The sequence below is a fragment of the Kitasatospora sp. NPDC092948 genome (genome assembly GCF_044754805.1).
Classification (GTDB): Bacteria; Actinomycetota; Actinomycetes; order Streptomycetales; family Streptomycetaceae; genus Kitasatospora.
In genome coordinates this window covers 135,211-158,569 of sequence record NZ_JBIVPU010000010.1, presented here as the reverse complement: position 1 = coordinate 158,569, position 23,359 = coordinate 135,211, and the positions used below count along the sequence as shown (strand labels likewise).

At 72.0% G+C, this 23,359-nt stretch carries 20 protein-coding genes; 8 read left to right on the top strand and 12 right to left on the bottom strand.

Annotated features, from left to right (window positions below):
* The first annotated feature begins 15 nt into the window (after positions 1–15).
* The 5 genes from ACIQF6_RS26290 to ACIQF6_RS26270 all read left to right on the top strand — a co-directional run bounded on the left by ACIQF6_RS26290 (position 16) and on the right by ACIQF6_RS26270 (position 5,900).
* Positions 16–975, top strand: coding sequence for an ABC transporter permease (locus ACIQF6_RS26290; RefSeq protein WP_400899159.1), 960 nt, complete (start codon positions 16–18; stop codon positions 973–975).
* A complete protein-coding gene (locus tag ACIQF6_RS26285) occupies positions 972–1,961 on the top strand; it encodes an ABC transporter permease (RefSeq protein WP_400899157.1) in 990 nt (329 codons plus the stop codon). Before ACIQF6_RS26290 ends, ACIQF6_RS26285 begins: the two co-directional genes overlap by 4 nt.
* Positions 1,958–2,944, top strand: a complete 987-nt coding sequence (locus tag ACIQF6_RS26280; RefSeq protein ID WP_400899155.1) for an ABC transporter ATP-binding protein — start codon at positions 1,958–1,960, stop codon at positions 2,942–2,944. Before ACIQF6_RS26285 ends, ACIQF6_RS26280 begins: the two co-directional genes overlap by 4 nt.
* Positions 2,941–3,957, top strand: coding sequence for an ABC transporter ATP-binding protein (locus ACIQF6_RS26275; protein ID WP_400899153.1), 1,017 nt, complete (start codon positions 2,941–2,943; stop codon positions 3,955–3,957). The genes ACIQF6_RS26280 and ACIQF6_RS26275 overlap by 4 nt, the downstream gene beginning before the upstream one ends.
* A gap of 143 nt (positions 3,958–4,100) precedes the next feature.
* Complete coding sequence (locus tag ACIQF6_RS26270) at positions 4,101–5,900, top strand: glycoside hydrolase family 36 protein (RefSeq protein ID WP_400899151.1); 1,800 nt, start codon at positions 4,101–4,103, stop codon at positions 5,898–5,900.
* Positions 5,901–5,912: 12 nt separating this feature from the next.
* Here ACIQF6_RS26270 and ACIQF6_RS26265 read toward each other — a convergent pair whose 3' ends face one another.
* The 11 genes from ACIQF6_RS26265 to ACIQF6_RS26215 all read right to left on the bottom strand — a co-directional run bounded on the left by ACIQF6_RS26265 (position 5,913) and on the right by ACIQF6_RS26215 (position 17,503).
* Complete coding sequence (locus ACIQF6_RS26265; RefSeq protein WP_400899149.1) at positions 5,913–6,287, bottom strand: hypothetical protein; 375 nt, start codon at positions 6,285–6,287, stop codon at positions 5,913–5,915.
* Between the two features lie 139 nt (positions 6,288–6,426).
* Positions 6,427–6,858 carry a roadblock/LC7 domain-containing protein gene (locus ACIQF6_RS26260; protein WP_400899147.1) on the bottom strand — a complete coding sequence of 144 codons (432 nt, stop codon included), beginning with the start codon at positions 6,856–6,858 and terminating at the stop codon, positions 6,427–6,429.
* Positions 6,859–6,895: 37 nt separating this feature from the next.
* Positions 6,896–7,984 (bottom strand): transcriptional regulator, encoded by a 1,089-nt coding sequence (locus ACIQF6_RS26255; protein ID WP_400899145.1) that lies wholly within the window; start codon positions 7,982–7,984, stop codon positions 6,896–6,898.
* Positions 7,984–8,367, bottom strand: a complete 384-nt coding sequence (locus ACIQF6_RS26250; protein WP_400899143.1) for a hypothetical protein — start codon at positions 8,365–8,367, stop codon at positions 7,984–7,986. The genes ACIQF6_RS26255 and ACIQF6_RS26250 overlap by 1 nt, the downstream gene beginning before the upstream one ends.
* Positions 8,368–8,546: 179 nt before the next feature.
* Positions 8,547–9,845 (bottom strand): MFS transporter, encoded by a 1,299-nt coding sequence (locus ACIQF6_RS26245; RefSeq protein WP_400899141.1) that lies wholly within the window; start codon positions 9,843–9,845, stop codon positions 8,547–8,549.
* Complete coding sequence (locus ACIQF6_RS26240) at positions 9,842–10,414, bottom strand: helix-turn-helix domain-containing protein (protein WP_400899139.1); 573 nt, start codon at positions 10,412–10,414, stop codon at positions 9,842–9,844. Before ACIQF6_RS26240 ends, ACIQF6_RS26245 begins: the two co-directional genes overlap by 4 nt.
* 64 nt (positions 10,415–10,478) lie before the next feature.
* Positions 10,479–12,827, bottom strand: coding sequence for an immune inhibitor A domain-containing protein (locus tag ACIQF6_RS26235; RefSeq protein WP_400899137.1), 2,349 nt, complete (start codon positions 12,825–12,827; stop codon positions 10,479–10,481).
* A gap of 65 nt (positions 12,828–12,892) precedes the next feature.
* A complete protein-coding gene (locus tag ACIQF6_RS26230; protein ID WP_400899135.1) occupies positions 12,893–15,073 on the bottom strand; it encodes a prolyl oligopeptidase family serine peptidase in 2,181 nt (726 codons plus the stop codon).
* Positions 15,074–15,347: 274 nt separating this feature from the next.
* Positions 15,348–15,677: a helix-turn-helix transcriptional regulator gene (locus ACIQF6_RS26225; RefSeq protein ID WP_033212866.1), complete on the bottom strand. Its 330-nt coding sequence runs from the start codon at positions 15,675–15,677 to the stop codon at positions 15,348–15,350.
* Positions 15,678–15,724: 47 nt separating this feature from the next.
* Positions 15,725–16,099 carry a hypothetical protein gene (locus ACIQF6_RS26220; RefSeq protein ID WP_100584647.1) on the bottom strand — a complete coding sequence of 125 codons (375 nt, stop codon included), beginning with the start codon at positions 16,097–16,099 and terminating at the stop codon, positions 15,725–15,727.
* Positions 16,100–16,771: 672 nt separating this feature from the next.
* Positions 16,772–17,503, bottom strand: coding sequence for a hypothetical protein (locus tag ACIQF6_RS26215; RefSeq protein WP_400899132.1), 732 nt, complete (start codon positions 17,501–17,503; stop codon positions 16,772–16,774).
* Between the two features lie 390 nt (positions 17,504–17,893).
* On the opposite strand from ACIQF6_RS26215, the gene ACIQF6_RS26210 reads away from it, so the two are divergent.
* On the top strand, positions 17,894–20,743 hold the full coding sequence (locus ACIQF6_RS26210) for a DEAD/DEAH box helicase (protein ID WP_400899130.1): 2,850 nt from the start codon (positions 17,894–17,896) through the stop codon (positions 20,741–20,743).
* Between the two features lie 66 nt (positions 20,744–20,809).
* Here the strand turns inward: ACIQF6_RS26210 and ACIQF6_RS26205 are convergent, their stop codons facing one another.
* Positions 20,810–21,649, bottom strand: coding sequence for an SAM-dependent methyltransferase (locus ACIQF6_RS26205; protein ID WP_400899128.1), 840 nt, complete (start codon positions 21,647–21,649; stop codon positions 20,810–20,812).
* Positions 21,650–21,969: 320 nt separating this feature from the next.
* Here ACIQF6_RS26205 and ACIQF6_RS26200 point away from each other — a divergent pair, with 320 nt between their 5' ends.
* Positions 21,970–22,524, top strand: a complete 555-nt coding sequence (locus ACIQF6_RS26200; protein ID WP_400899126.1) for a sigma-70 family RNA polymerase sigma factor — start codon at positions 21,970–21,972, stop codon at positions 22,522–22,524.
* 2 nt (positions 22,525–22,526) lie between these two features.
* Positions 22,527–23,300, top strand: coding sequence for a hypothetical protein (locus ACIQF6_RS26195; protein WP_400899124.1), 774 nt, complete (start codon positions 22,527–22,529; stop codon positions 23,298–23,300).
* Positions 23,301–23,359: the final 59 nt, after the last annotated feature.

Sequence of the window (23,359 nt, the reverse complement as noted above, 5' to 3'; positions counted from 1 at the left end):
CGGGAGTTGCCCACCATGACCACCCCGCTCCCGGCCGCCCCGGCCGAGGAAGCGGGGGCCCCGGCCACCGCCGCCGCCCCCGCCTCCCCGTGGGCCCTCGCCCTGCACCGCCTGCGCCGGCAGAGGACCGCCCTCGTCGGCGCCGGCATCATCGCCTTCTTCGTGCTCGCCGCACTCCTCGCCCCGGTGCTCACCGCGATCAGCGGCACCCGCCCCGACACCGTCGACAAGAAGGCCGTCGACCCCTACCTCGGCGGCCTGCCCCGCGGCTCCCTCGGCGGCATCGGCGCCCACCACTGGCTCGGCGTCGAACCACTGCTCGGCCGCGACATCTTCGCCCGGCTGCTCTACGGCGCCCAGATCAGCCTGCTGGTCGCCTTCAGCGCCGCCCTGCTGATCACCCTGATCGGCACCGTCCTCGGCATCACCGCCGGCTACTTCGGCGGTCGCGTCGACGCCCTGATCAGCCGGTTCATGGACGTCATGATGTCCTTCCCCAGCCTGATCTTCATGATCGCGCTGCTCTCCGTCGCCCGGGACGTCAACCGCGTCCTGCTGCTGATCGGCGTCATGTCGCTGTTCTCCTGGCCCTACATCGCCCGTGTCGTCCGCGGCCAGACCCTCTCGCTGCGACACCGCGAGTACGTCGAGGCCGCCCGCGCCAGCGGCACGAGCAGCGCCCGCATCCTGTTCGGCGAGATCCTGCCCAACCTCACCGGCACGATCATCGTCTACATCACCCTCGCCGTCCCCGGCCTGATCGGCACCGAGGCCGCGCTCAGCTTCCTCGGCGTCGGCATCCGCCCGCCCACGCCCTCGTGGGGCCAGATGATCGCCGACGCGGTGCTCTACTACAAGGTCGACCCGATGTTCTTCGTCCTCCCCAGCGCCTGCCTGTTCCTGGTCGTCCTCGCCTTCACCCTGGTCGGCGACGCCCTGCGGGACGCCCTCGACCCGAAGGGCAGCCGGGCATGATCGGATACCTGCTCCGCCGGCTGGCCGCGATGGCGGCCACCCTGCTGATCGTCTGCGCGCTCACCTTCGCCGTCTTCTACCTGCTGCCCAGCGACCCCGCCGCCCAGTTCTGCGGCAAGGACTGCTCCACCGAACGCATCGAACTCGTCCGGCAGCAACTCGGACTGGCCGACCCCCTGATCGTCCAGTTCTGGCACTACGTCCGAGGCATCTTCGCCGGCCAGACCCTCGGCACCGGCCCGTACGCCGTGCACTGCGGCTTCCCCTGCTTCGGCTACTCCTTCCAATCCGCCCAGCCCGTATGGGCGTTGATGATGGACCGGCTCCCCACCAGCATCTCGCTCGCGCTCGGCGCCGCCGTGCTCTGGCTGGTCCTCGGCGTCGGCGCCGGCGTGGTCTCCGCCCTGCGCCGCGGCACCTGGATCGACCGCACCCTGATGGTCGGCACCATCGGCATCGCCGCCCTGCCGGTCTACTTCACCGCGATGATCCTGCTCTACGTGGTCGTCACCGTCGCCGGCATCCTCCCCTACCCCCGGTACATCGCCTTCGGCGAGAACCCCGGCCAGTGGGTCACCAACCTGATCCTCCCGTGGATCACCCTCGCCCTGCTGAACGCCGCCATCTACGCCCGGATGACCCGCAGCTCCGTCATCGAGACGATGGCCGAACCGTACGTCCGCACCGCCCGCGCCAAGGGCATGCCGGAGCGCCGCGTGGTCGGCAAGCACGGACTGCGCCCCGCCCTCACCCCCGTCGCCACCATGCTCGGCATGGACCTCGGCGGGCTGCTGGCCGGCGCACTGATCACCGAATCGCTGTTCAGCCTCCCCGGCATCGGCAAGCTCTTCGCCGACTCCCTCAACAAGTCCGACCAGCCGGTGATCATGGGCGTGACGCTGCTCGCCTCCTTCTTCATCGTCACCTCCAACCTGGTCGTGGACCTCGTCTACGCCTGGATCGACCCGAGGGCGAGGCTGTCATGACCACCCACCCCCTGCTCGACGTCCGCGACCTGACCGTCGAGTTCCCCACCCCCGAAGGACCCGTCCGCGCCGTCAAGGGCGTCGACTTCACCGTCGAACGCGGACGCACCCTCGGCATCGTCGGCGAATCCGGCTCCGGAAAGTCCGTCACCTCCCTCGCCGTCATGGGACTGCACCGCGGCGCCACCGTCACCGGCTCCGCGAAACTCGACGGCGCCGAACTGATCGGCGCCCCCGACGACCGGCTCCGCACCCTGCGCGGCCGGAAGATGGCGATGGTCTTCCAGGACGCCCTGACAGCCCTGCACCCCTACTTCACCGTCGGCGACCAGATCGCCGAGGCCTACCGCCAGCACTTCGGCGGCACCCGCAAGGCCGCCCACGCCCGAGCCGTCGACGTCCTCGGCGACGTCGGCATCCCCGAACCCGCCCGCCGGGCCCGCGAACACCCGCACCAGTTCTCCGGCGGCATGCGCCAACGCGCCATGATCGCCCTCGCACTGTCCTGCGAACCCGACCTGATCATCGCGGACGAACCGACCACCGCCCTGGACGTCACCGTCCAGGCCCAGGTCCTCGACCTGCTGACGCGCCTCCAACAGGAACACGGACTCGGCATCGTCATGATCACCCACGACCTCGGCGTGATCGCCCGGGTCGCCGACGAGGTCCTCGTCATGTACGGCGGCTCCGCCGCCGAACAGGCCCCCGCCGACACGCTGTTCGCCGGCCCGCGCCACCCCTACACCCGCGGCCTGCTCGACTCCCTGCCCCGCCTCGACGCCGAGGACGGCACCGACCTGCGCGCCATCCCCGGCACCCCGCCCTCCCTGCTCGCCCCGCCCGCCGGCTGCGCCTTCCACCCGCGCTGCCCCGCCTACGCGGCCACCGTCGACGCCCGCTGCACCGGCGACCGGCCGCTGCTGCGCACCGTCGCCGACGGCCACCGCAGCGCCTGCGTCCTCGATGAGGTGACCGCATGACCACCGAGACCGCCCACCGGGCCGACCGCACCCAACCCGACGCCCCCGAAGCCCTGTTGAGCGTCCGCGACCTCGGCATTACCTTCCCCGGCGCGCGCGGCGCGCTGCGCCGCCTCCCCGGCGTCCGGGCCGTCGACGGCGTCACCTTCGACGTCCGCCCCGGCGAGACCCTCGGCCTGGTCGGCGAATCCGGCTGCGGCAAATCCACCACCGGGCGGATGCTGGTCCGGCTGCTCGACCCGACCAAAGGCACCGTCAGCTTCCGCGGCCAGGACATCACCCGCACCCCGCAGCGCCGACTGCGGCCGCTGCGCAGCAAGTTCCAGATGATCTTCCAGGACCCGTTCGCCTCGCTCAACCCGCGGCAGACCGTCCAGCAGATCATCGCCGCACCCCTGCGCGCCCAGGGCGCGTCCGCCGCGGCGATCACGAGCGAGATCCGCGACCTGATCCGGCTGGTCGGACTCGCCCCCGAACACCTGGAGCGCTACCCCCACCAGTTCTCCGGCGGCCAGGCCCAGCGCATCGGCATCGCCCGCGCGCTCGCCACCCGCCCCGAACTCGTCGTCGCCGACGAACCCGTCTCCGCCCTCGACGTCTCCATCCAGGCGCAGATCGTCGGCCTGATGGAACGCCTCCAACGCGAACTCGGCGTGGCCTACGTGTTCATCGCCCACGACCTCGCCGTGGTCAAGCACATCAGCCACCGGGTCGCCGTGATGTACCTCGGCCGGATCGTCGAGATCGGCGACAAGAACGACGTCTACCGGCGGCCCGCACACCCCTACACCAAGGCCCTGCTGTCCGCCGTCCCCCTGCCCGACCCCGCCGCCGAACGCACCCGCGAACGCATCGTCCTGCTCGGCGACCCGCCCAGCCCCGCCACCCCGCCGCCCGGCTGCACCTTCCACCCGCGCTGCCCCAAGGCACAGGCACTCTGCCGCACCGAGGCGCCGGAGCTCGCCCCGGACACCCCCACCCGCCAGGTCGCCTGCCACTTCCCCGAGGCATAGCGCCGCCGGGGCCGAAGGCCCGCCGCGCGCCGCAGCCCGGCCCACGTCGCAGGCCGCCGCACCGAGAACCCCCGCCCCGACCGGCCGTCCTCCCGCTTCCGCGGCCGGCCGGGGCGGGACCACCCCGTGAAAGGAAACCCCGCGTGACCGCACTGTCCTGGGACGGCTCCGCCCCGCCGTCCGGCCGCACCGAGACCTCCCGCACCGTCGACGCCGGCCCGCTCGCCGTCCGGGTGACGGCGGTCGGCAGCGGGACGGCCCCGGCCGTGACCGTGACCGAACTCGCCGCCCCCGGTGTGCTGGTGATCGAGGCCGTCACCGCAGAACCGGACGCCCGCCTGCGGATCGAGTGGCAACTGCCCTGCACCGGCGCCACCGGCTACTGGACGCCCAACACCAACGCCCGCTGGCTGCCCCCGAGTTGGGCGACACCCCGGGAAGCGTCACTGCCCAAGGGCGCACCCGTCGGCAGCCTGGTCGGCCCGGGCGACCGCGCACTGTGCACCTTCGCCGTCGGCGAGCTCGTCCGCCCCGTCGCCATCGGCGAAGGCGCGGTCGAGGAGACCGGCCGCTACAGCTGGTGGATCGAACAGGACGGCCCCCGGGCCCTGCTGCGCATCGACCTGAGCAGACGTCACTTCGCCGACACCGTACGGGAGTCCGCCCGGTGGTGGGCCGGCCTCGCGCCCGTCCGGACCGTCCCCGACGCCGCCTTCGAGCCGGTGTTCTGCACCTGGTACGCGCTGCACCTGGCGATGGCCGCCGCCGACGTCGAACGCCTCGCCGCCCTCGCCGCCCCGCTCGGCTTCCGCACCCTGATCGTCGACGACGGCTGGCAGACCGACGAACGCACCCGCTCCTACGCCACCACCGGCGACTGGCGGCCCGCCCCCACCGACTTCCCGGACTTCGCCGCGCACGTCGCCCGCGTCCGCAGCCTCGGCCTCAACTACCTGCTGTGGCACGCCGTCCCGTTCGTCGGCGACCGCAGCGAAGCGGCGCAACAGCTGGCCGGACACACCCTCGCCCACCTGCCGCAACTGGAGACCTTCCTGCTCGACCCGCGCAGCGCCACCGTCCGCGCCCACCAGGTCGAACGGCTCGCCGCCGCCGTCGAGCAGTACGGCGTCGACGGCCTGAAGGTCGACTTCGTCGACACCTTCGCCCGCCGGCCCGCACCCGGCGCCGCACCGCACGCCGCCTCGCCCGAAGCGGACTGCGCCACCGTCGCCGAAGGCGTGCAGAAACTGCTCGCCGCCCTCGACGAACGCCTCCGCGCCACCCGCCCCGACGTCCTGGTCGAGCACCGGCAGGACTACCTCGGGCCCGGCCTGTGGCCGTACGCCACCATGGTCCGGGCCGCGGACTGCCCGCACAACGCGGTGGAGAACCGGGTCCGCACCGCCGACCTGCGCCTCACCGCCGGGCCGCTCGCCGTGCACGCCGACCCGCTGACCTGGCACCCGCAGGAGAGCCCGGAACAGATCGCCGTGCTGCTCCAGTCGGTGCTGTTCGCCACCGCCCAGGTCTCCGTCGACCTCGGCGCGCAGCGCGCCGACCAGCTGGCCGCGCTGAAGTTCTGGCTGGGCGTCATGACCGAGCACCGCGACCTGCTCCAGCGCGGCGAACTGCGCCCGCACCGACCCGAGTTGGCCTACCCGGTGATCGAGGCGCGGAGCGCGGACGCGCTCGCCTTCGGTCGCTACGCCCCGCTGCCGCTGCGCGTCACCGGCGACTGGCGGCGGCTGCTGGTGGCGAACGCCGACCCGGACACCCTGGTGCGGATCGAGTTCGACCGGCCGCCCGGCCGGGTCGAGCTGCTGGTGCAGGACTGCCTGGGCGGGGAGGTGGCGCGGGCACAGACCCCGGTGGACGGGATCGAGCTCGCCGTCCGGGTGCCCACCGGGGGCCTGCTCACGCTCGGCCGCGCCGCCGGAGCGTGAGCAGATTGGGCGTCAGACCTCCAGGTCGGTCTCGACCTTCTTCAGCTGGTGGCGGGCCATCGCCAGGTTCGCCCGGTTGCGGTCCAGCGCCAGGTAGAGGAACAGGCCCTGGCCGGAGCGGGAGGTGAGCGGGCGGATCAGGTGGTACTGGGTGGAGAGGGTGATCAGGATGTCCTCGATCGCCTCGTTCAGGTTGAGCAGTTCCATCGCGCGCAGCTTGGCGCGGACCACGTCGGTGTTGCCGGCGGCGGCGACGTTCAGGTCCAGGTCCGGGCCGCCGCCGATCAGGCCCAGGGCCATCCCGCTGTTGTAGTCGACCAGGGCGACACCGATGGTGCCCTCGATCGACCCCATGATGTCCTTGAGCGCGGTTTCCAGGGTGGACATGGAGCAAGTACCTCTTCCGATGAGCGAATGAGCGAATTGACGGCACGTCGGATCGACGGACCGGGTGTGCGGAGATGACACGAGCTGACACGAGCTGACACGAGCTGAGACGAGCGTCAAAGGGGGGAGGGGAGGAGCGTCAGAGCGGGCTGCGGTCGAGGTCCGTGTCGGCGAGGGCAGCTATCCGGGCCCCGGCCCGGCGGGCCTCCAGGTGCAGCCGGCCGACGTTGGCCTGCGCGCCCGCCAGCAGGGTGAGCACCGTGTACGAGCCGGCCGCGTACGTCGCCGTGTAGCCGCGCTCGCCGCGGGTGATCAGCTCCAGGAAGGCGCCCTGCCCGGTGGCCTCCGTGAGCCGCGCGCCGACGCCGAGCGCCGCGGCGGTCAGCGCGGCCACGCTCTCCGCCTCCAGGGCGCTGGTGTCGTGGGCCACCACCAGGCCGTCGACGGTGGCGACCAGCGAACCCGTCAGATGCGGGACGCGGGACCGCAGGCCGCGCAGTTCGGCCTGGACCTCGGCTTCGGGCAGCACGGACGTCCTCCTCGCGGTCAGTTGACGAAAGGTGCGCTTCATGACTCGGACGGCAGGCAGGCGCGGGCGGGCAGGGCGGTCACAGGGCCTCCAGGGCGGCACGTAGTCGGAGCAGCAGGCCCACCTCCGGGTCCGAGGTGTCGTAGGAGCGCGGGCCGGGCGGCAGCAGCACGTCCGGCGGCGCCGGCCTTGGCCCGGCGGCCGGTGGCGGGGCGGGGAGGACGGCGGGCCGGACGGCCGGGAGCGGACCGGTGACCGGAGGCGGGTCGGAGGGGACGGCCGTGAGCAGCCCGGCGGCGGCCAGCTGCCGGACGTCCAGCAGGGTGCCGAAGGTGGTGCGGCCGAGCAGCCGGGCCAGTTCGGGCACGGTGCGGGTGCCGTCGGCGGCGGCCAGCAGCGCCTGCCGCCGGTGGCGCGGCACGGCGGTGCGGCGGACCGGGGCGGCGCCGGTGGCGACCGGCGGGACGGAGTCGAGGTCGGCGGCCGGCCAGCAGGCGTCCAGCAGGGCGCGCCGTCGGCCGACCGCGCCGCGCAGCTCCAGGACGGACAGCGGGCGGGCGAGCCGGAAGGCGGGCCGGACGGCGGAGTCGAAGCGCAGCTCGCCGTCGTGCTGGGCGAGCGCGTCGTGGGCGCCGTCCAAGGTGGCGGCCAGGCGGGCGAGTTCGAGTTCGGCGCGGCCGATCCGGCCGGTGGAGAGCAGGTGGTCGGCGGGGTGTCCGCCGCTCAGCACCGCGCTCTCCTCCCAGTCGCGGACGGTGATCCGGCCCGCGCCGGTGAGCAGGTGGCCGACGCTCGCCCCGCGCGGGGACTCGGCGTGCACCACCAGGCCGGCCGCCAGGTGCACCGCGCCGGCCGGGCCGTGCAGGACGCCGGTGGCGCCCTCGGCGGCCAGGTCGGTGAGCGCCGCCTCGAAGGTGGTCGCCGGTGCGCAGCTGGACCGCCGCCGGCGGGGCAGCGGGGCGGCCCGGGTGTGCCGCGGCCGGGGGGTCTGCTGCGGGGCGGTGGTGGCGTGGGCGTGCCGCGGCCGGGGGTTCGACGGCTGGGCGGCGGCGGTCAGTTGGGGAGCGGGAAGGGGGGAGGCGACCAGCAGCGGCGGCACCGTCGGCATCGGCGGGACGAGGTGCGGGTCGATGGTGGAGGCGGGGCTGAGCGTGTCGGCGGGCCACATCAGGTGAGCACCAGTCGGTCGGCGATGGCGGCGAGACGGATCCGGGCCATCGCCAGGTTGGCGTGGTCGCGGTCCAGCCGGAGGTAGAGGAAGACGTTCGCGTCGAAGGCGGTGGGGACGAACCGGATCAAGTGGTAGGTGCCGGCCGAGGTGACGATGACGTCCTCGGCCGGCGGGGCGCCGGAGTCCGGGTCGGCGAACGAGGGGGTCTGGGTGACGGCCCGGGCGAGTTCGGTGGCGTCGGCCGCCCCGACCTCGTGGTCACCGTCGGGGCCGAGCCCGGCGGTGCCGATGGCCAGGCCGTTGGTCCAGTCGACCAGGCTGACCCCGAGCGCGCCGGTGATCCCCATGGCTTCCGCAAGGCACTCTTCGATCCCGGGCACGAACGGCGTTCCCTCCCCACCGTGCGGTGCACGGTGCGTCCCTGGCCACCGCTTTCACCTGCGGTAGTCTGACCGGGACGCAACGCTACCGGCGGGGCCCCCGCAGGGCGAGACTTTCAGCCATATCCGTCGGGCATATGCCCGAATGCGCTATCGTGCGCGCCCCTTGCGCCCCGGGGTCAGGCCGGGTGTTCGATCAGTTCTTCCTGGTCAGCCGCCTCGTCGCGGTCCACCGCCGAGTCCTGGGCGGGCAGTTCGCGCAGCCGGGGGATCGGCGAGAAAACCACCCACAGTCCGGAAGCCACCGCTCCGATCGCGGCGATCCAGAGCGCGGGGCGCAGGCCCAGGGTGGCGCCGAGCAGGCCGCCGAGCAGCGAACCGAGCGGCCGCACACCGTAGTTGACGGCCTGGTAGGCACCGAAGACCCGGGAGCGCAGGGCGTCGGGGATGCAGGCGGCGAAGATCGCGCCGGCCGAGATGTCGAGGATCATCACACCGACGCCGGACAGGAACTCGGCGCCGAACAGCAGCGCGGCGGCGGTGGCGGTCGAGCCGCCGGCCAGCGGGATCAGCAGCAGCGGCGCGGGGAACAGCACCAGCCCGAACAGGAAGGCCGGCCCGACGCCGATCCGGGCGGCCAGCCGTCCGGTGACCGCCGCGCCGAGCAGCGTGCCGACCGCGCCGGCGGCCAGCACCGTGCCCAACAGGCCCGCGCTGAAGCCGAGTTCCCGGGTGGCGTAGAGCACGAACAGCGCGCCGATGACGAAAGTGAACAGGTTGACGGTGGCGGTGCCCAGCAGCGAGGCCCGGATCACGGGGGAGCGGCGGATCCAGCGCAGGCCCTCGCCGGCCGAGCCGCGACCGGCCTCGACGGGCGGCGGCTCCGCCGGGTCGATCCGGTGCAGGAACAGCGCCGACACCAGGAAGGACGCCGCGTCCACCACCAACGCCATGGGCGCGGCCAGCAGTTGGACCAGCAGACCGCCCAGGCCGGGGCCCGCCACGTAGGTGGCGGCGCGGCTGCCGTTGATCAGCGCGTGGCCGCGCAGGTACTGGTCGGCGGGGACGAGCGCGACGAACAGCGGCGGGTTGCAGACGTTGAAGAACACCGACAGCGCGCCCACCGCCAGCACCACCGCGTACAGCTGGAACAGCGTCAGCACGCCCGCAGCCCAGGCGAGCGGCACGGTCAGCAGCACCGCGGCGCGCCCCAGGTCGGTGGCGATCATCACCCGTCGGCGCCGCCCGTAGCGGTCCGCCCAGCCGCCCGCGTGCAGCGACAGCAGCAGGTACGGCAGGTAGCCGGCGGCGGCCAGGTAGCCCATCTGCGCGGCGTCGGCGTGCAGCGCGGAGACCGCGATCAGCGGGATCACCAGCAGGGTGATCTGATCGCCCAGTGAGGAGACGGTCTGTCCGCTCCAGTAGCGGCGGAAGGCCGGCTCGCGCAGCAGTTCGGGTATCCGGAGGCGGGCGATCACGGGCGCACGTCCGTCGGCACGACCAGCTGCATCAGCTGGACCGGGCGCGCGCCGTCGGGCGCGTCCGCCGTGCGCTCCAGGTAGGGGAGCGTCAACTCCTCGATCCGGGTGAGGAGTTCGGTGAGCTCCTCGGCGGTGACGCGGACCACGGTGTCGCCGAAGCCGGCCGCCTCGCGCCACTCGGGCGGGTCCTCGGCGCGGTGCGCCAGCCAGGCGGCGGCGCGGGCGAAGTAGCCGTCCAGCACCGCGCGTTGCAGAGTGTCGACGGCCGCCGCCTGGTCCGGGTCGGCGGGGGAGGCGTCCCAGCTGGTGAAGGCCGCGGTCGCCCGCCAGGGCTTCTCCCGGCCGCGCCCGCCGCCGGCCTCCTCCACCAGCCCGTACTTGGCGAGTTGGCGCAGGTGGAAGGAGCAGCTGGCGACGGACTCGGTGCCGAGCAGCTCCGCGGCCCGGGTCGCGGTCAGCGGCCCGTGCACGCGGAGCAGCCCGACCAGGGCCATCCGGGTCGGATGGGCGTAGGCGCGCAGGGCGCGCGGGTCGGTCAGCCGGACGGCCGACGGCTGTTCGCTCATGCATCTAAAGCTATCTTTCGAAAGAAAGCTTTACAAGCGGAGCAGCCGTCGGCCGGTGCGGAACTCAGGACGCCGGGCCCACCCGCACCGTGGTCAGCTTCCCGCCCTGGGTCTCGCGGACCACCTCGATCCGGGTGTTGGTGTCCGGCACCTTCACCCCGAGCTGCGGAATCGCCGGGTCGCTGTACACCCCGCGGTGGTCGTCGAACGCCGGCACCGCCGGCTCCGAGGCCACCTTGGTCGGCGCGCCCGCCTTGTGCAGCGTGAACGCGTCGGTCTTCTTCAGCGAGAACGTCGCGTCGTACGACTGCGACCGCCCGTTGGTGAGCGAGCCGTCCGCGAACCGCAGCGCCTTCGGGTGCGCGTCCACCGGCAGGATCAGCCCGCCGCCCAGGTGGTCAACGGTGTTGTTGTCGTCGTAGGAGGTGTCCCACAGCCACACCAACACCCCCTCCTGGTATGGGTAGTTGTCGATCACATCGGACTTGCCCGGCACACCCGAGTACCCGAAGTTGTACGGCCCGGTCTTCAGGAACGCGCCGTACCCGGCGTACCGGCGGTTCTCCACCAGGTAGGCCCGCGGGTGCTGCTTGACGGCGTCCTTGCCGTGGATGACCGAGAACCCGACGGCCGCCCAGTCGCCCGGGCCGTTCTCCGCACCGTCGGACAGCAGCACCGCGCCGTCCGCGGTCAGCTTCACCGCGTCCACCAGCACGCCCCGGCCGTGCGTGTTGGTGTCGGAGGTGACGTGGAACCGCACCTGCACCCGCTTGCCCAGGAACCCGTCCAACGGGATGTGCAGCTGCTGCCAGCCGCCCGAACTGCCGCTCAGCCCCGGCGTGTTGGCGCTGGTGTCGCCGATCGGCCGCCCGTCGGCGGTGCCGTGCAGCGGCGTCCAGGTCCGGCCGCCGTCGGCGGAGGCCTCCACGGTGAAGAAGTCGTAGTCCTGCTCGGTGTCCCACCAGGCGGCCGCGTCCAGCGCGGCCGACGCGGAGGCGCCGGTCAGGTCCACGGTGCGGGCCAGCGACGCGTCCATGTTGTCGCCGGTGTCGCTCCACCACTGCGCGCCGCCCTCGAACGGGTCGGCCAGCGTCGTCGTGGTCGAACCCGGCGGCAGGTGCACCAGCACGGCCTGCGCCTGATCGGTGTTGTACCCGGACACGCCCAGGGTGTGGCTGGAACGCGTGGCGGCCTGCGCCTCGTCGTAGTTCAGCCAGCCCATCTGCAGCTTGCTCCAGGCGTCCAGATCGCCCGGGAACTCACCGGTGGTGTTCTTCCCCCGGCCCAGGTACGAGCCCGAGGACATCAACGACCAGAAGCTGACGGCATTGTCGCCGCCGTTGGTCGAATACAGGTCCGGCAGGCCCAGGTTGTGCCCGAACTCGTGCGAGAACAGGCCGACCCCGCTGTTCTCGCCCGCCTGCACGTAGTCGTACACGTACAGCCCGGTGTCGCCGACCGGCGCACCGCCGATCCGGTTGCCCGCCGGGCCGGTCTGCCCGGACGGGTCGGGGAAGGTCCAACTGCGGTGCGCCCACAGGGCGTCGCCGCCCTGCGCTCCGCCGCCCCAGGTCTCGTCGACGCCGGCGTGCACCACGATCACGTTGTCGAGGTAGCCGTCCGGCTCGTCGAAGTCGCCGTCCTTGTCGTAGTCGTAGCGGTCCTGGACGTCGTACTGCGACAGCTGCGCCCTGATGTCCGCCGCGGTACGGCCCTTGGCGATCTCGCCGTCGTACCAGGCCTTGGTGGCGTCCCGGACGAACTCCTGCGCCTGCGTCCAACCGCCGCCGCCCTGCGGGCCCTTGTTGGAGCCGTAGCGGGCCTCGTTCCACGGCAGGGTGACCCAGTCGGTGACGGTGCCCTCGATGTCGTACCGGCCCGAGGACTGGGTGCGGTAGAAGTTGCGCATCGAGTTCGCGCCGGGCGTGTCGTCGAAGAACATCTTCTGGTAGAAGTCGCGGCTGAAGTCGCTCTGCCAGTAGGTGTGGGTGTCGTTCGTGCCCGGCTGCGGAATCCGGTTGTGCTGCGGGCCGGGGGTGCCGCCGTAGCGCGGCTTGCCGTCGTACAGCGTGGTGTTGTCGACCTGGTCGCCGAACTGGGCGAGGATCACGAACACCTTGTCGGTGCGCTGGTGGGCGAGTTGGACGTAGTCGTTGCCGATCTTCACCTTGGCCGGGGTGGTGCCCTTGTCGCTCTTGGCGACCTGGCCCTGGTTGACCTGCGCCATGGCCTGCGCCTTGAGCGCCTGCCGGGCCCGCTCCTGCGGCGGCACCGGCGACGGCGGGGCCTCCCGGCCCTCGGTCGGCGCCGACTGCGCGGTGGTGGACGGCGGTTGGGCCTGCGCGGGGGTGGCGGTCAGGGCTATCGCGCCGGTGGTCAGCGCAGCCAGGAGGGCTGTGGGGAGTCTGCGCAAGTGACCTTCTCCTTGATGGAAGGGGGAGGTAAAGGAATGGCCTGTAATATTTCACATGTGATGCTTTAGGCGGAAGGGGTGGCGCCCAACTCCTCCTGGAAATCCGCCGGGAGTCCCCGCTCCGCCGGGAGGCCCAACTTCTCGCGGAAGAACGCGAGTTCGGCCGCGGCCACCCGCTCCAGCTCCCCGTCCGGCAGCATGTGGCTCACCCCGGGCAGCGGCAGCACCGCATGCGGGCGGCCCGCCCGGGTCAGCGCCTGCGACAGCAGCAGCGAGTGCGACGGGTGCACGTTGTCGTCCGCCAGCCCGTGGATCAGCAGCAGCGGACGGCGCAGTGACGGCGCGTCGGCGAGCAGGCAGTCCGCCGCGTACCCCTCCGGGTTGTCCTGCGGCAGGCCCAAGTACCGCTCGGTGTACGCCGTGTCGTACAGCCGGAAGTCGGTCGGCGGCGCACCCGCGCTCGCCGCGTGGAACACGTCCGGACGGCGCAGCACCGCCAGCGCCGCGAAGTACCCGCCGTACGACCAGCCGCGCACGCCCACCCGGGTCAGGTCCAGATCGGGGTGCGCCGCGCCCAGCGCGTGCAGCGCCGCCACCTGGTCGTCGATCGCCACCTGCGAGAAGCGACGGAAGATCGCCCGGGTGAACTCCGGTGACACGAACGGCGTTCCGCGGTTGTCCACGGTCACCACCGCGAAGCCCCGGTCGGCCCACCACTGCTTCAGCTGCCAGCGGCGCGGCTCGTTGGCGACCGCCTGGTAGCCCGGCCCGCCGTAGACGTCCAGCAGCACCGGAAGCCGGTTCCCCGCGACGTGGTCGCGCGGGTACAGCACCGCCGAGGGCAGCCCGTGCTCGGTGACGCGTCGCAGCAACGGCTGTGGCCGGTAGGGGAGTTCGGCTGACAGGTCGGGGAAGGCGGTGCGGGCGCCGTGGTGGTGCCAGGTGCGGCGGACGCCGTCGGGGCCGGCCTCGGTCAGCAGCAGGACGCCGTCACCGTGCGCGGCCACCGTGTGCACGCCCGGGCCGTCGGTGAGCCGCTGCGGGGCGCCGCCGTCCGGGTCCAGCAGGAACACCTGCTGGTCGGCCGGGTCGCCGTCGCCCGCCTCGACCAGCAGGCCGCCCTGCCACGGGCCGACCACCCGGCGCACCTGGAGCCGCTCGTCGGTGAGCGCCTTGCCGTCCAGCGCCAGCCCGCGGGCCGCCGGGGTGTCCAGTGAGGTCAGCACCCGGCCGTCGGGCAGCCGCTGCGGCGTGCCCGGCAGCGGGTCGACCCAGAACTCGTCCTCGGTGCGGGAGAGTTCGCGCGTGACGCCGGTGACCGGGTCGGCGGTCAGCAGCAGCACCCGCTGCTGGAGCCGGTCCGCGACGGTCAGCAGGATCTCCCCGCCGCCGTCCCAGTCGGCCGCCAGCAGGTACGGGAACTCGGCGTCGTCCCAGCGCAGTTGCGTGCCCCCGCCGTTCAGCGGCAGCACCCACAGCTGGACGTCCGCGTTCGGGCCGCCCGTCTGCGGGTACGCGAACGAATCCGGCGCCTGCTCGGGGTGCGCCGGGTCGCCGAGGTGCCGCAGCGGCAGCGCCGACTCGTCCACCCGGGCGGCCAGCAGCGCGGCGCCGTCGGGCGACCACCAGTGCCCCCGGGAACGGCCCAGCTCCTCGGCCGCCGCGAACTCCGCCACGCCCCAGCGCGCGCCGTCCGCCGGGCTGAGCCTGCCCTCCGTCCGGCTGCGCGGGGCGGTTGCCCCGTCCGCCCGGCCGGTCGGATCGGTCGGCGTCAGGTGCAGGGCGTCGTCGGCGACGTACGCGACCAGCGAGCCGTCCGGGCTCGGGCGCGGGTCGAACGCGGGCCCGGCGACGGGGAGTTCGGTGCAGTCGCCGGTCGTGGTGTCGCAGTGGAACAGCCGGCCGTCGAGGGCGAAGACCGCGGTGCCGAGGTCGGTGGTGGCGGCGAACGAGCCGATGCCGGGCGCCCACACCCGGATCCGCTCGCGCAGCCGGCGCTCCACCGGAGGCAGCTTCCCGACCGCGCCGGTGCGGTCGGGAGCGAGCGTCGACGGGTCGGCCACCAGGCATTCCTGATGGGTCGTCAGATCGTAGCTCCACAGGCGCTCGACCGGGTCGGTCGGTCCGGCGGAGCGCAGGAACAGGGCGCGGCTCGCATCGGCGGCGAGGGTGACCGCGCGGGGCGAGCCGTAGCTGAAGCGGCCGGCGGCGGCGCTCAGCGCGAGGAAGGGGTCGGTGTGGGTCACCCGCCGATGGTTGCCGGGCAGGGGTGGGTTCGGCTAGAAGTATGACCTGTGAAATGTCACACAACATAAACCGCGACCGGGGGATGCCTGGAGGGACACCCCGGGGACGCCCGCGGAACGCCCGGGGGGGCGAAGGTGTCGAGCAGGAGGAGTGGTCGAGTGGTTGCATGTGGTTGCGCGAGTTCGGTTCTCGTCCCGAACTCGCGCTCGAACTCGCCCGGGCGGGCAGCCCTCGCGGGCCACCCCGAGTGCCGGCGGGTGGCCCGTCGGGGTGTCAGCGGGCGGCGCGGAGCTCCTCCAGGAGCATGCCCTGGTCGGCGAGCAGCTCGGTGAGTATCCGGCGGGCGGTGCGCAGCAGTTCGGCGACATCGGCGCCGGCGAGTGCGTAGACCACGGTGGAGCCCTCCCGGGTGGCGGTGACCAGGCCGGAGCGGCGCAGGATGGCCAACTGCTGGGAGAGACTGGAGGGTTCGACGTCGAGCTCGGGCAACAGGTCCCGGACGGGCGTCGGCCCGGCCTGGAGCAGTTCGAGCACTCGGATCCGGACCGGGTGGCCGAGCATCCGGAAGAACTCGGCCTTGGCCTGGTACAGCGGTACGGGCATGCTTCCTCCCCTTTGTTTCCGGCGGCCCGCGGGCCGCCGCCCCGCGCTCAGACCTCCAGGGACGCCTCGATGCGCTTCAACTGGTGCCGGGCCATCGCCAGGTTGGACCGGCTGCGGTTGAGCGCGAGGTAGAGGAACAGGCCGCGTCCGCCGGCCGTGGTCAGCGGGCGGATCAGGTGGTACTGCCCGGTCAGGGTGACCAGGATGTCCTCGATGCCGTCGTCGTGGAGGTTGAGCATCTCCATCGCCCGCATCTTGGCACGCACCAGGTCGGTATTGGCGGCCGCGGCGACATTCAGGTCGATCTCCCCGCCGTCGCCGAGGGTGCCGAGCGCCATCCCGCTGCCGTAGTCCACCAGGGCAACCCCGATGGCGCCTTCGATGGTCATGGCTTCTTTGAGCGAGGTCTCGAGGTTCGCCATTGCCTGTCCTTCTGCTGTCGTGGCCGGGTCGGTCGGCACGACTGTAGGAACCGGATCGCAGTTCGGCCGAGTGTTGACCGAAATCGTTCGAAGCTGGTCGTGTTCCGATCGAAAACGGTCGAAGCCGCGACCACTTGAAGACATTTGAAACTCAGGATGTGAACACTTCTCGGAAACGTCGACCACTGGAACGTCGACCACTGGAACGTCGGCCGCCGGGAAGGTCGACCACCACCGGGAACCTGACGGGGCCCCGGAACCCGACCGGGCCCCGGAACGTGACGGGGCCCGGGAGCGGTATCCAGCTCCCGGGCCCCTGAGGTGCCACCCAATTGTTCTGCGCCGGCACGTTTAAGGCCGAGGGTCACTCTCACGACGTCGTGCTTTGCCATTGAAGCTACCGCACCAGGGAGAGGTGCAGGCGGGAGTCGAACCCGCATCCGACGTCACCGGCCCTCGGCCGGTCGATCCGGCGCTCGGCGGCGAATGCTGAGACTTGAGCGAGAGTCTGAGATTGACGGGGCTGCCTCTGCCGAGTTGGGCCACCCCGGCGCGCGTTGGTGCCGGGGGGAGGACTCGAACCTCCACCGTGTACCCCGAAGTCAGCTTCAACTTCAGTGTCAGCTTGCGCTTTTCGCGCCACCCCCGGTCTCACCCGGGGGGCTCTTGGGGCTACCCGAACAGGTAGCCGAACACGGCGTCGCCGACCCGGCGGTCGGTGACCTCCGCGGCGTTCGCCTCCTCACGGGCGAACTGCACCGCCTGCTGGAGCTTCTCCACCCGCTCCAGCAGCTCGTTCACCCGCCGCGCCGGCAGCGCGCCGGAGAACTTCACGGTCGTCCAGTACCCGATCGCGACGTCCTCGTAGTAGACCTCGACCTGCGCCGGGTGCTTCTCCGTCGCCTCCGCCTTCACGTGGTTGCGCGGCACCTTCTTGGTGCGGATGGTGCGCACCGCCTCGGTCTTCCACGCGTCCGAGGACGGGTCGTGCGACCAGGACTCGGCGGCGTCCAGCACCGGCAGCTTGCGGACGAACGTCCGCAGGTCGGTCAACTGCTTCTCCAGGAACAGCAGGTACGTGACGGGCGCGCCGGCCACCAGCGTCCGCCCGTCCACCACCACGTCCGCCCGGGCCTCGGTGTTGGCCCAGTCCTTCGTCGCGGTGACGTCGAACAGCCGGGTGAGCGTCGCGGCGGTGGTGCGCAGCACGTCCTCCGCCTTGACCTGCACCCTGGTCGACTCGGGCGGCAACTGCTCGCCCTCCTCGTCCTTCGGCTGGTACGCCCGGGAGATGCCGGCCAGCAGGGCGGGCTTCTGCAGATCCTGGTGAGCCTGCGTCAGCTCCTGGAACGACTTCGACTTGACGCCTTTTTCCACGGCGATGATCTGGTTCAACTTGGCCACGGGCAGGACGCTAGCGGAACGCGAGTTCGACCCGCACCCGGTTTTCCCGCCCGTTCCACCGCGCCCCACGCCATCGCCCGCGCCGCGTCCCACGCCATGCCACACGCCATACCCCATGCCCCGTTCCATGTCGTCCCACGGCCCGTTTCCGATCACCCCGGGCAGCGGCCCGCTCACGCTTCGCACGCTCCGCCCGGCCCGCTTTCAGCTGCCGGAAAAGTCTGATGTTGATGTCACTCCAGGCGGGTAATCTCAGGCTGAGATGCTCGATCACCACACCCCAAGCACCCGCTGCGCCCCGTCGCCGTTCCAGGCCACGGCCCCGCAGCCGCAGGCGTCGCCGTCTGCGCCCCCGTCCAGCCACACCCACGGGAAGAAAAGGTGACGCCAGTGCACGGCAACCCCACGCCCGAAGAGCAGCTCAGCCCCGCCGAGCGGTACGCGGCCTCCCGCGAGCGCGCCAAGGAGCAGGCAACGGCCCTCTACGGCTTCAAGCAGCTGTACGACTTCCCGCTCGACGACTTCCAGCTCCGCGCCTGCGAGACGCTGGAGAGCGGCAAGGGCGTCCTGGTCGCCGCCCCCACCGGCAGCGGCAAGACCATCGTCGGCGAGTTCGCCGTCCACCTGGCGCTGGCCGCCGGGCGCAAGTGCTTCTACACCACGCCCATCAAGGCGCTGTCCAACCAGAAGTACGGCGACCTGGTCAAGCGCTACGGCCAGGCCAAGGTCGGCCTGCTCACCGGCGACAACTCCGTCAACGGCGACGCACCGGTGGTCGTGATGACCACCGAGGTGCTGCGCAACATGCTGTACGCGGGCTCCAGCGCCCTCGACGGCCTCGGCTACGTGGTGATGGACGAGGTCCACTACCTCGCCGACCGCTTCCGCGGCGCCGTCTGGGAGGAGGTCATCATCCACCTCCCCGAATCCGTGACGCTGGTGTCGCTGTCCGCGACCGTCTCCAACGCCGAGGAGTTCGGCGACTGGCTGGACACCGTCCGCGGCGGCACCGAGGTCATCGTCTCCGAGCACCGTCCCGTGCCGCTCTGGCAGCACGTGATGGCCGGCAACCGGATGTACGACCTGTTCGCCAGCCCGGACCGGGACGGCCGCCCCAAGGGCAGCCTGAAGAACCCCGCCAAGGCGGTCAACCCCGAACTGGTGCGGCTGGCCCGCTCCGAGTCCGACCGCGGCCGCGACAGGTTCGCCCGCGGCCGCGGCCGCTCGATGCCCACCGGCCGCCCCGGCCGGGTGTGGACGCCCGGCCGGGTCGACGTCATCGACCGGCTCGACGCCGAGGGCCTGCTCCCCGCGATCACCTTCATCTTCAGCCGGGCCGGCTGCGAGGCCGCCGTCCAGCAGTGCCTCAACTCCGGCCTGCGCCTGAACCGGGACGCCGACCGCCTCACCGTCCGCCAGTTCGTCGAGGAACGCTGCCGCGACATCCCCGACGAGGACCTCAACGTGCTCGGCTACTACGAGTGGCTCGACGGCCTGGAGCGCGGCATCGCCGCCCACCACGCCGGCATGCTGCCCCGGTTCAAGGAAGTCGTCGAGGAACTCTTCGTCAAGGGCCTGGTCAAGGCCGTCTTCGCCACCGAGACGCTCGCCCTCGGCATCAACATGCCCGCCCGCTCGGTGGTCATGGAGAAGCTGGTCAAGTGGAACGGCGAGACCCACGCCGACATCACCCCCGGCGAGTACACCCAGCTCACCGGCCGGGCCGGCCGCCGCGGCATCGACGTCGAGGGCCACGCCGTGGTGCTGTGGCAGCGCGGCCTCGACCCGGAGGCGCTGGCCGGCCTGGCCGGCACCCGCACCTACCCGCTGAAGTCCTCCTTCCGCCCGTCCTACAACATGGCCGTCAACCTGGTCGGCCAGTTCGGACGGCACCGCTCCCGCGAACTGCTGGAGACCTCCTTCGCGCAGTTCCAGGCCGACCGCTCGGTGGTCGGCATCGCCCGCCAGGTCCAGCGCAACGAAGAAGGCCTGGACGGCTACCGCGAGTCGATGACCTGCCACCTCGGCGACTTCGACGAATACATGTCGCTGCGCCGGCAGCTCAAGGACCGCGAGAACGAACTCGCCCGCGAAGGCTCCTCGCAGCGCCGCGCCGCCGCCGTCGACTCCATCGAGCAGCTCAAGCCCGGCGACATCATCCACGTCCCCACCGGCAAGTTCGCCGGCCTCGCCCTCGTCCTGGACCCCGGCCTGCCGCCGGACGTCCGCGGGCGGCACGGCCGCACCGGCCCCCGCCACCCCGACTACCAGGACGGGCCGCGCCCCGTCGTGCTCACCGCCGAGCGCCAGGTCAAGCGCCTCGCGATGATCGACTTCCCGTACCCGGTCGCCGCCATGGACCGGATGCGCATCCCCAAGTCCTTCAACCCGCGCAGCCCGCAGTCCCGGCGCGACCTCGCCTCCGCGCTGCGGACCAAGGCCGGCCACCTCGAACCCGAGCGCTACCGCAAGGGCCGCGCCGCCGCCGCCGACGACCCCGAGATCGCCCGGCTGCGGGTCGCCCTGCGCCAGCACCCCTGCCACGGCTGCGACGAACGCGAGGACCACGCCCGCTGGTCCGAGCGCTACTACCGCCTGCACCGCGACACCGAACTGCTGGAACGCCGGATGCGCTCCCGCACCCACACCATCGCCCGCACCTTCGACCGCGTCTGCGGGCTGCTCACCGAGCTCGGCTACCTCAGCGGCGACACCGTCACCGACGACGGCAAGCGCCTGGCCCGGCTCTACGGCGAACTCGACCTGCTCGCCTCCGAATGCATCCGCGAAGGCATCTGGGACGGCCTCGCCGCCGCCGAACTCGCCGCCTGCGCCTCCGCGTTGGTCTACGAGGCCCGGCAGTCCGACGACGCCACCGCCCCCCGCGTCCCCGAGGGCGGCGCCAAGGACGCACTCGGCCGGATGGTCCGCATCTGGGGCAAACTCGACGCCCTGGAGGAACAGCACAAGATCTCCACCGCCGAGGGCGTCGGCCAGCGCGAACCCGACCTGGGCTTCGCCTGGGCCGCCTACCGCTGGGCGCTCGGCCACGACCTGGACGCCGTGCTGCGCGACGCCGACATGCCCGCCGGCGACTTCGTCCGCTGGACCAAGCAACTCATCGACGTCCTCGGCCAGATCCAGGACGCCGCCGGCGACAACGTCGAACTCCGCCGCACCGCCCGCAAGGCCGTCGACGGCATGCGCCGCGGCATCATCGCCTACTCGTCGGTGGGCTGACCTTCTCCACACCTCGGGCCCGGTTGCTGCTCTCCGCAGCGGCCGGGCCCGACGCCGTTCACGGGCTCAGGGACGGAACGCCACCGCCCCGTAGCAGGAAGCCTGCGCATCGGTGACTTCGATCCGGGCGGATTCGGCGTCCGGACGCCAGCGCGGGGTGGACACGATGCCGGGGTCGGCCAGCTTCCAGCCCTCGAAGAAACGGGCGAACTCGGCCTGGGCGCGAGTCTGGACGTACGTGCCGGACGCCCGGTACGCGCGGACGCCGCGAGCCGTCTCCTCGGGCGCGAAGTCGGGGGTGATGTGCGACAGCACCAAGGCGCTCCCGGGCGCGCGCAGCCTGCGCTTGAACACCTCGGCAATCTCGTACGCGCCGTCGCCGTCCGAGACGAAGTGCAGCAGCGCGTTCATGCTGAGCGCCACCGGCCGGTCCAGGTCGATCACCCCGGTCATCTTGACGGCGTCGAGCACGTGCTCCGGGTCACGCACGTCCGCCTGAATGTAGGCGGTGCGGCCCTCCGGCGTGCTGCGCAGCAGCGCCCGCGCATGGGTGAGCACGATCGGGTCGTTGTCCGCGTAGACCACCCGGCAGGAGGGGTTGACCTGTTGGGCGACCTCGTGCAGGTTCGGCGAGGTGGGGATGCCGGTGCCGATGTCGAGGAATTGGGTGATGCCGTGCCGGGCCAGCATTCTGGTCGTCCGGCGCATGAAGGCCCGGTTGGCGCGGGCGGCGACCGGCGCGTTGGGGAACACCGCGAGGGTCTGCGCGGCGGCGGTCCGGTCCGGCTCGAAGTTGGTGGTGCCGCCGAGGAAGTAGTCGTACATCCGCGCGGAGTGCGGGCGGTGGATGTCGAGGGTCACCTCGGCACCGGGTGTGTCGTCGCTTCCCGTGGTTTCGTCCGCCATCAGTTCCCCCCAGTCCTCGGCGTGACTTCCTCCCACTATGCCCACAGCTCCCGGCGGGCAATCAAGGCGAAGCTGTGGGGTTCGCCACCGAGTGCCACGGCCTGCCACTCAACGCCTCCAGTTCGATCGTCTCCGAGCGGTAATTGACGATTCATCATTTGAATGATCGTCAATTATGGTGTCATAAGGTTCAGTTGTGTGATCGACTTCATATGCGATGGTCCGATGCGCTTTCATGGTGATAATGCGGAGAGTGAACGGGTCGCTACGGAACAAGACTTGAGGTCGGCAGAGAGGCCGGCCGATGGAGGAATCAATACGTGAATCAGCACGAGAAGGCGCCGCGCCTCCACCAGGGGACAGAACTGCGACGGTCGTACGACGCGTTCTGCGACAGGTACAGCGGCGTCTGGCTCGACCTTGCTTGCGACAGGCTCCACGAGGAGGAGCGCGCCCTGCGGGCGGTTGAGGAGCTGAAGCGGCAGGTTAAGGACCAATGGTGTGCCCTGAGGCGCAAGGAGTATCCGGCCTATGCGGCCCGAAAGCTGCTCGCCAACCTGATCGTGAACACCACCGAGACCGTCCTCGGTGCCGGACAGCCGCCCCGCAACCTGCAGGGCGGTCGCCGGCCTGTCGAGCGGGCCCAGGGCAAACTGAGGGATCTCGGCCAGCGCCAGGACGTGGATCGGGCGCTGCGGCGCCTCCCCGAGATCCAGCGCACGGCAGTGCTCCTGCGTCACGGCCATGGGCACGACTACCCGGTGATCGCCGAGAGCCTGGGCATGTCCGAGGAACGTACGAAAGACACCGTCCACCAGGGAATGCGCAAGCTCCGCCGCCTGCTGGGTGCAGAGGAAACAGAGAACGAGGAGTGACCATGGGACGCGACCGCTCGGGCTCCGCCTCCTCCTGCGCAGGACAGCGGACCGGACCGACCGACGAGGGGCACCACGACCCGTCAGAGCCGGAACCGGCGGTCGCGGCCCGCAACGTCTGGAGCCGCCTGTTCGGTGCGCCGCACCCGATGGGCACTGAACATGACCAGGCGGCTCACGAACTCGGCCTCGCCGTCTCGCTCGTCCTCGCCCAGCCCCAGGCCCCCACCTCGCTGGGGCAACTGGTCAACAGTCACCGCATCCACCCCGGGGGCGCATTGGTCCTCGGGGCCCTGCTCCAGGCGACCGGCCACCGGGAGGCCGCGCAGTTCTGGTGGGAGTTCGCCGCCGGCGCCGGCAGCTACACCGCCGCCAGCTGCCTCAACCTGCTGCACCGCAGCTGCGCCGAGTTCGAGGACGCCGACCTGTGGCGCTATCGGGCCGAGGCGATGGCCGAGGAGCCCCGTTCACCTGTCGCCCCCGTCGCATTCGACGGCAGCCTGCTCCCCACCCACGTCCGCGACGACATCATCGCCCGCGGCCGCGAAGGCCTGGACATTCACCTTCCGGCGCGGATCGCCGCCATCATTCACCAGCTCCCGGTCGCCGCCGACGACGAGGACTACGGCGAGATTCCCCAGCCGGACCCCTCGCTGCTGCCCAACCTGACCATCGCCGGCGACGCCGCCCGCCTCGACGAGCCCGTCCTCTGGTACGACCTCCACCGCCCCCCGGCCGGGAACACTCCCACAGCCACCCGGAACCCGTGCAGCTGACGCGTTACCGGCGCGCGGCCAGGACCTCCAGGAGGCGGGTCAGGGAGGTGCCGAGGCCC

What these genes read in the sequence shown, in the direction of transcription:
- ACIQF6_RS26240 (WP_400899139.1), bottom strand. Translation starts at nt 10,414, where the DNA reads ATGAGCGAACAGCCGTCGGCCGTCCGGCTGACCGACCCGCGCGCCCTG.
- ACIQF6_RS26205 (WP_400899128.1), bottom strand. Translation starts at nt 21,649, where the DNA reads ATGGCGGACGAAACCACGGGAAGCGACGACACACCCGGTGCCGAGGTG.
- ACIQF6_RS26225 (WP_033212866.1), bottom strand. Translation starts at nt 15,677, where the DNA reads ATGCCCGTACCGCTGTACCAGGCCAAGGCCGAGTTCTTCCGGATGCTC.
- ACIQF6_RS26255 (WP_400899145.1), bottom strand. Translation starts at nt 7,984, where the DNA reads ATGTGGCCCGCCGACACGCTCAGCCCCGCCTCCACCATCGACCCGCAC.
- ACIQF6_RS26290 (WP_400899159.1), top strand. Translation starts at nt 16, where the DNA reads ATGACCACCCCGCTCCCGGCCGCCCCGGCCGAGGAAGCGGGGGCCCCG.
- ACIQF6_RS26275 (WP_400899153.1), top strand. Translation starts at nt 2,941, where the DNA reads ATGACCACCGAGACCGCCCACCGGGCCGACCGCACCCAACCCGACGCC.
- ACIQF6_RS26265 (WP_400899149.1), bottom strand. Translation starts at nt 6,287, where the DNA reads ATGTCCACCCTGGAAACCGCGCTCAAGGACATCATGGGGTCGATCGAG.
- ACIQF6_RS26195 (WP_400899124.1), top strand. Translation starts at nt 22,527, where the DNA reads ATGGGACGCGACCGCTCGGGCTCCGCCTCCTCCTGCGCAGGACAGCGG.
- ACIQF6_RS26220 (WP_100584647.1), bottom strand. Translation starts at nt 16,099, where the DNA reads ATGGCGAACCTCGAGACCTCGCTCAAAGAAGCCATGACCATCGAAGGC.
- ACIQF6_RS26260 (WP_400899147.1), bottom strand. Translation starts at nt 6,858, where the DNA reads ATGAAGCGCACCTTTCGTCAACTGACCGCGAGGAGGACGTCCGTGCTG.
- ACIQF6_RS26285 (WP_400899157.1), top strand. Translation starts at nt 972, where the DNA reads ATGATCGGATACCTGCTCCGCCGGCTGGCCGCGATGGCGGCCACCCTG.
- ACIQF6_RS26280 (WP_400899155.1), top strand. Translation starts at nt 1,958, where the DNA reads ATGACCACCCACCCCCTGCTCGACGTCCGCGACCTGACCGTCGAGTTC.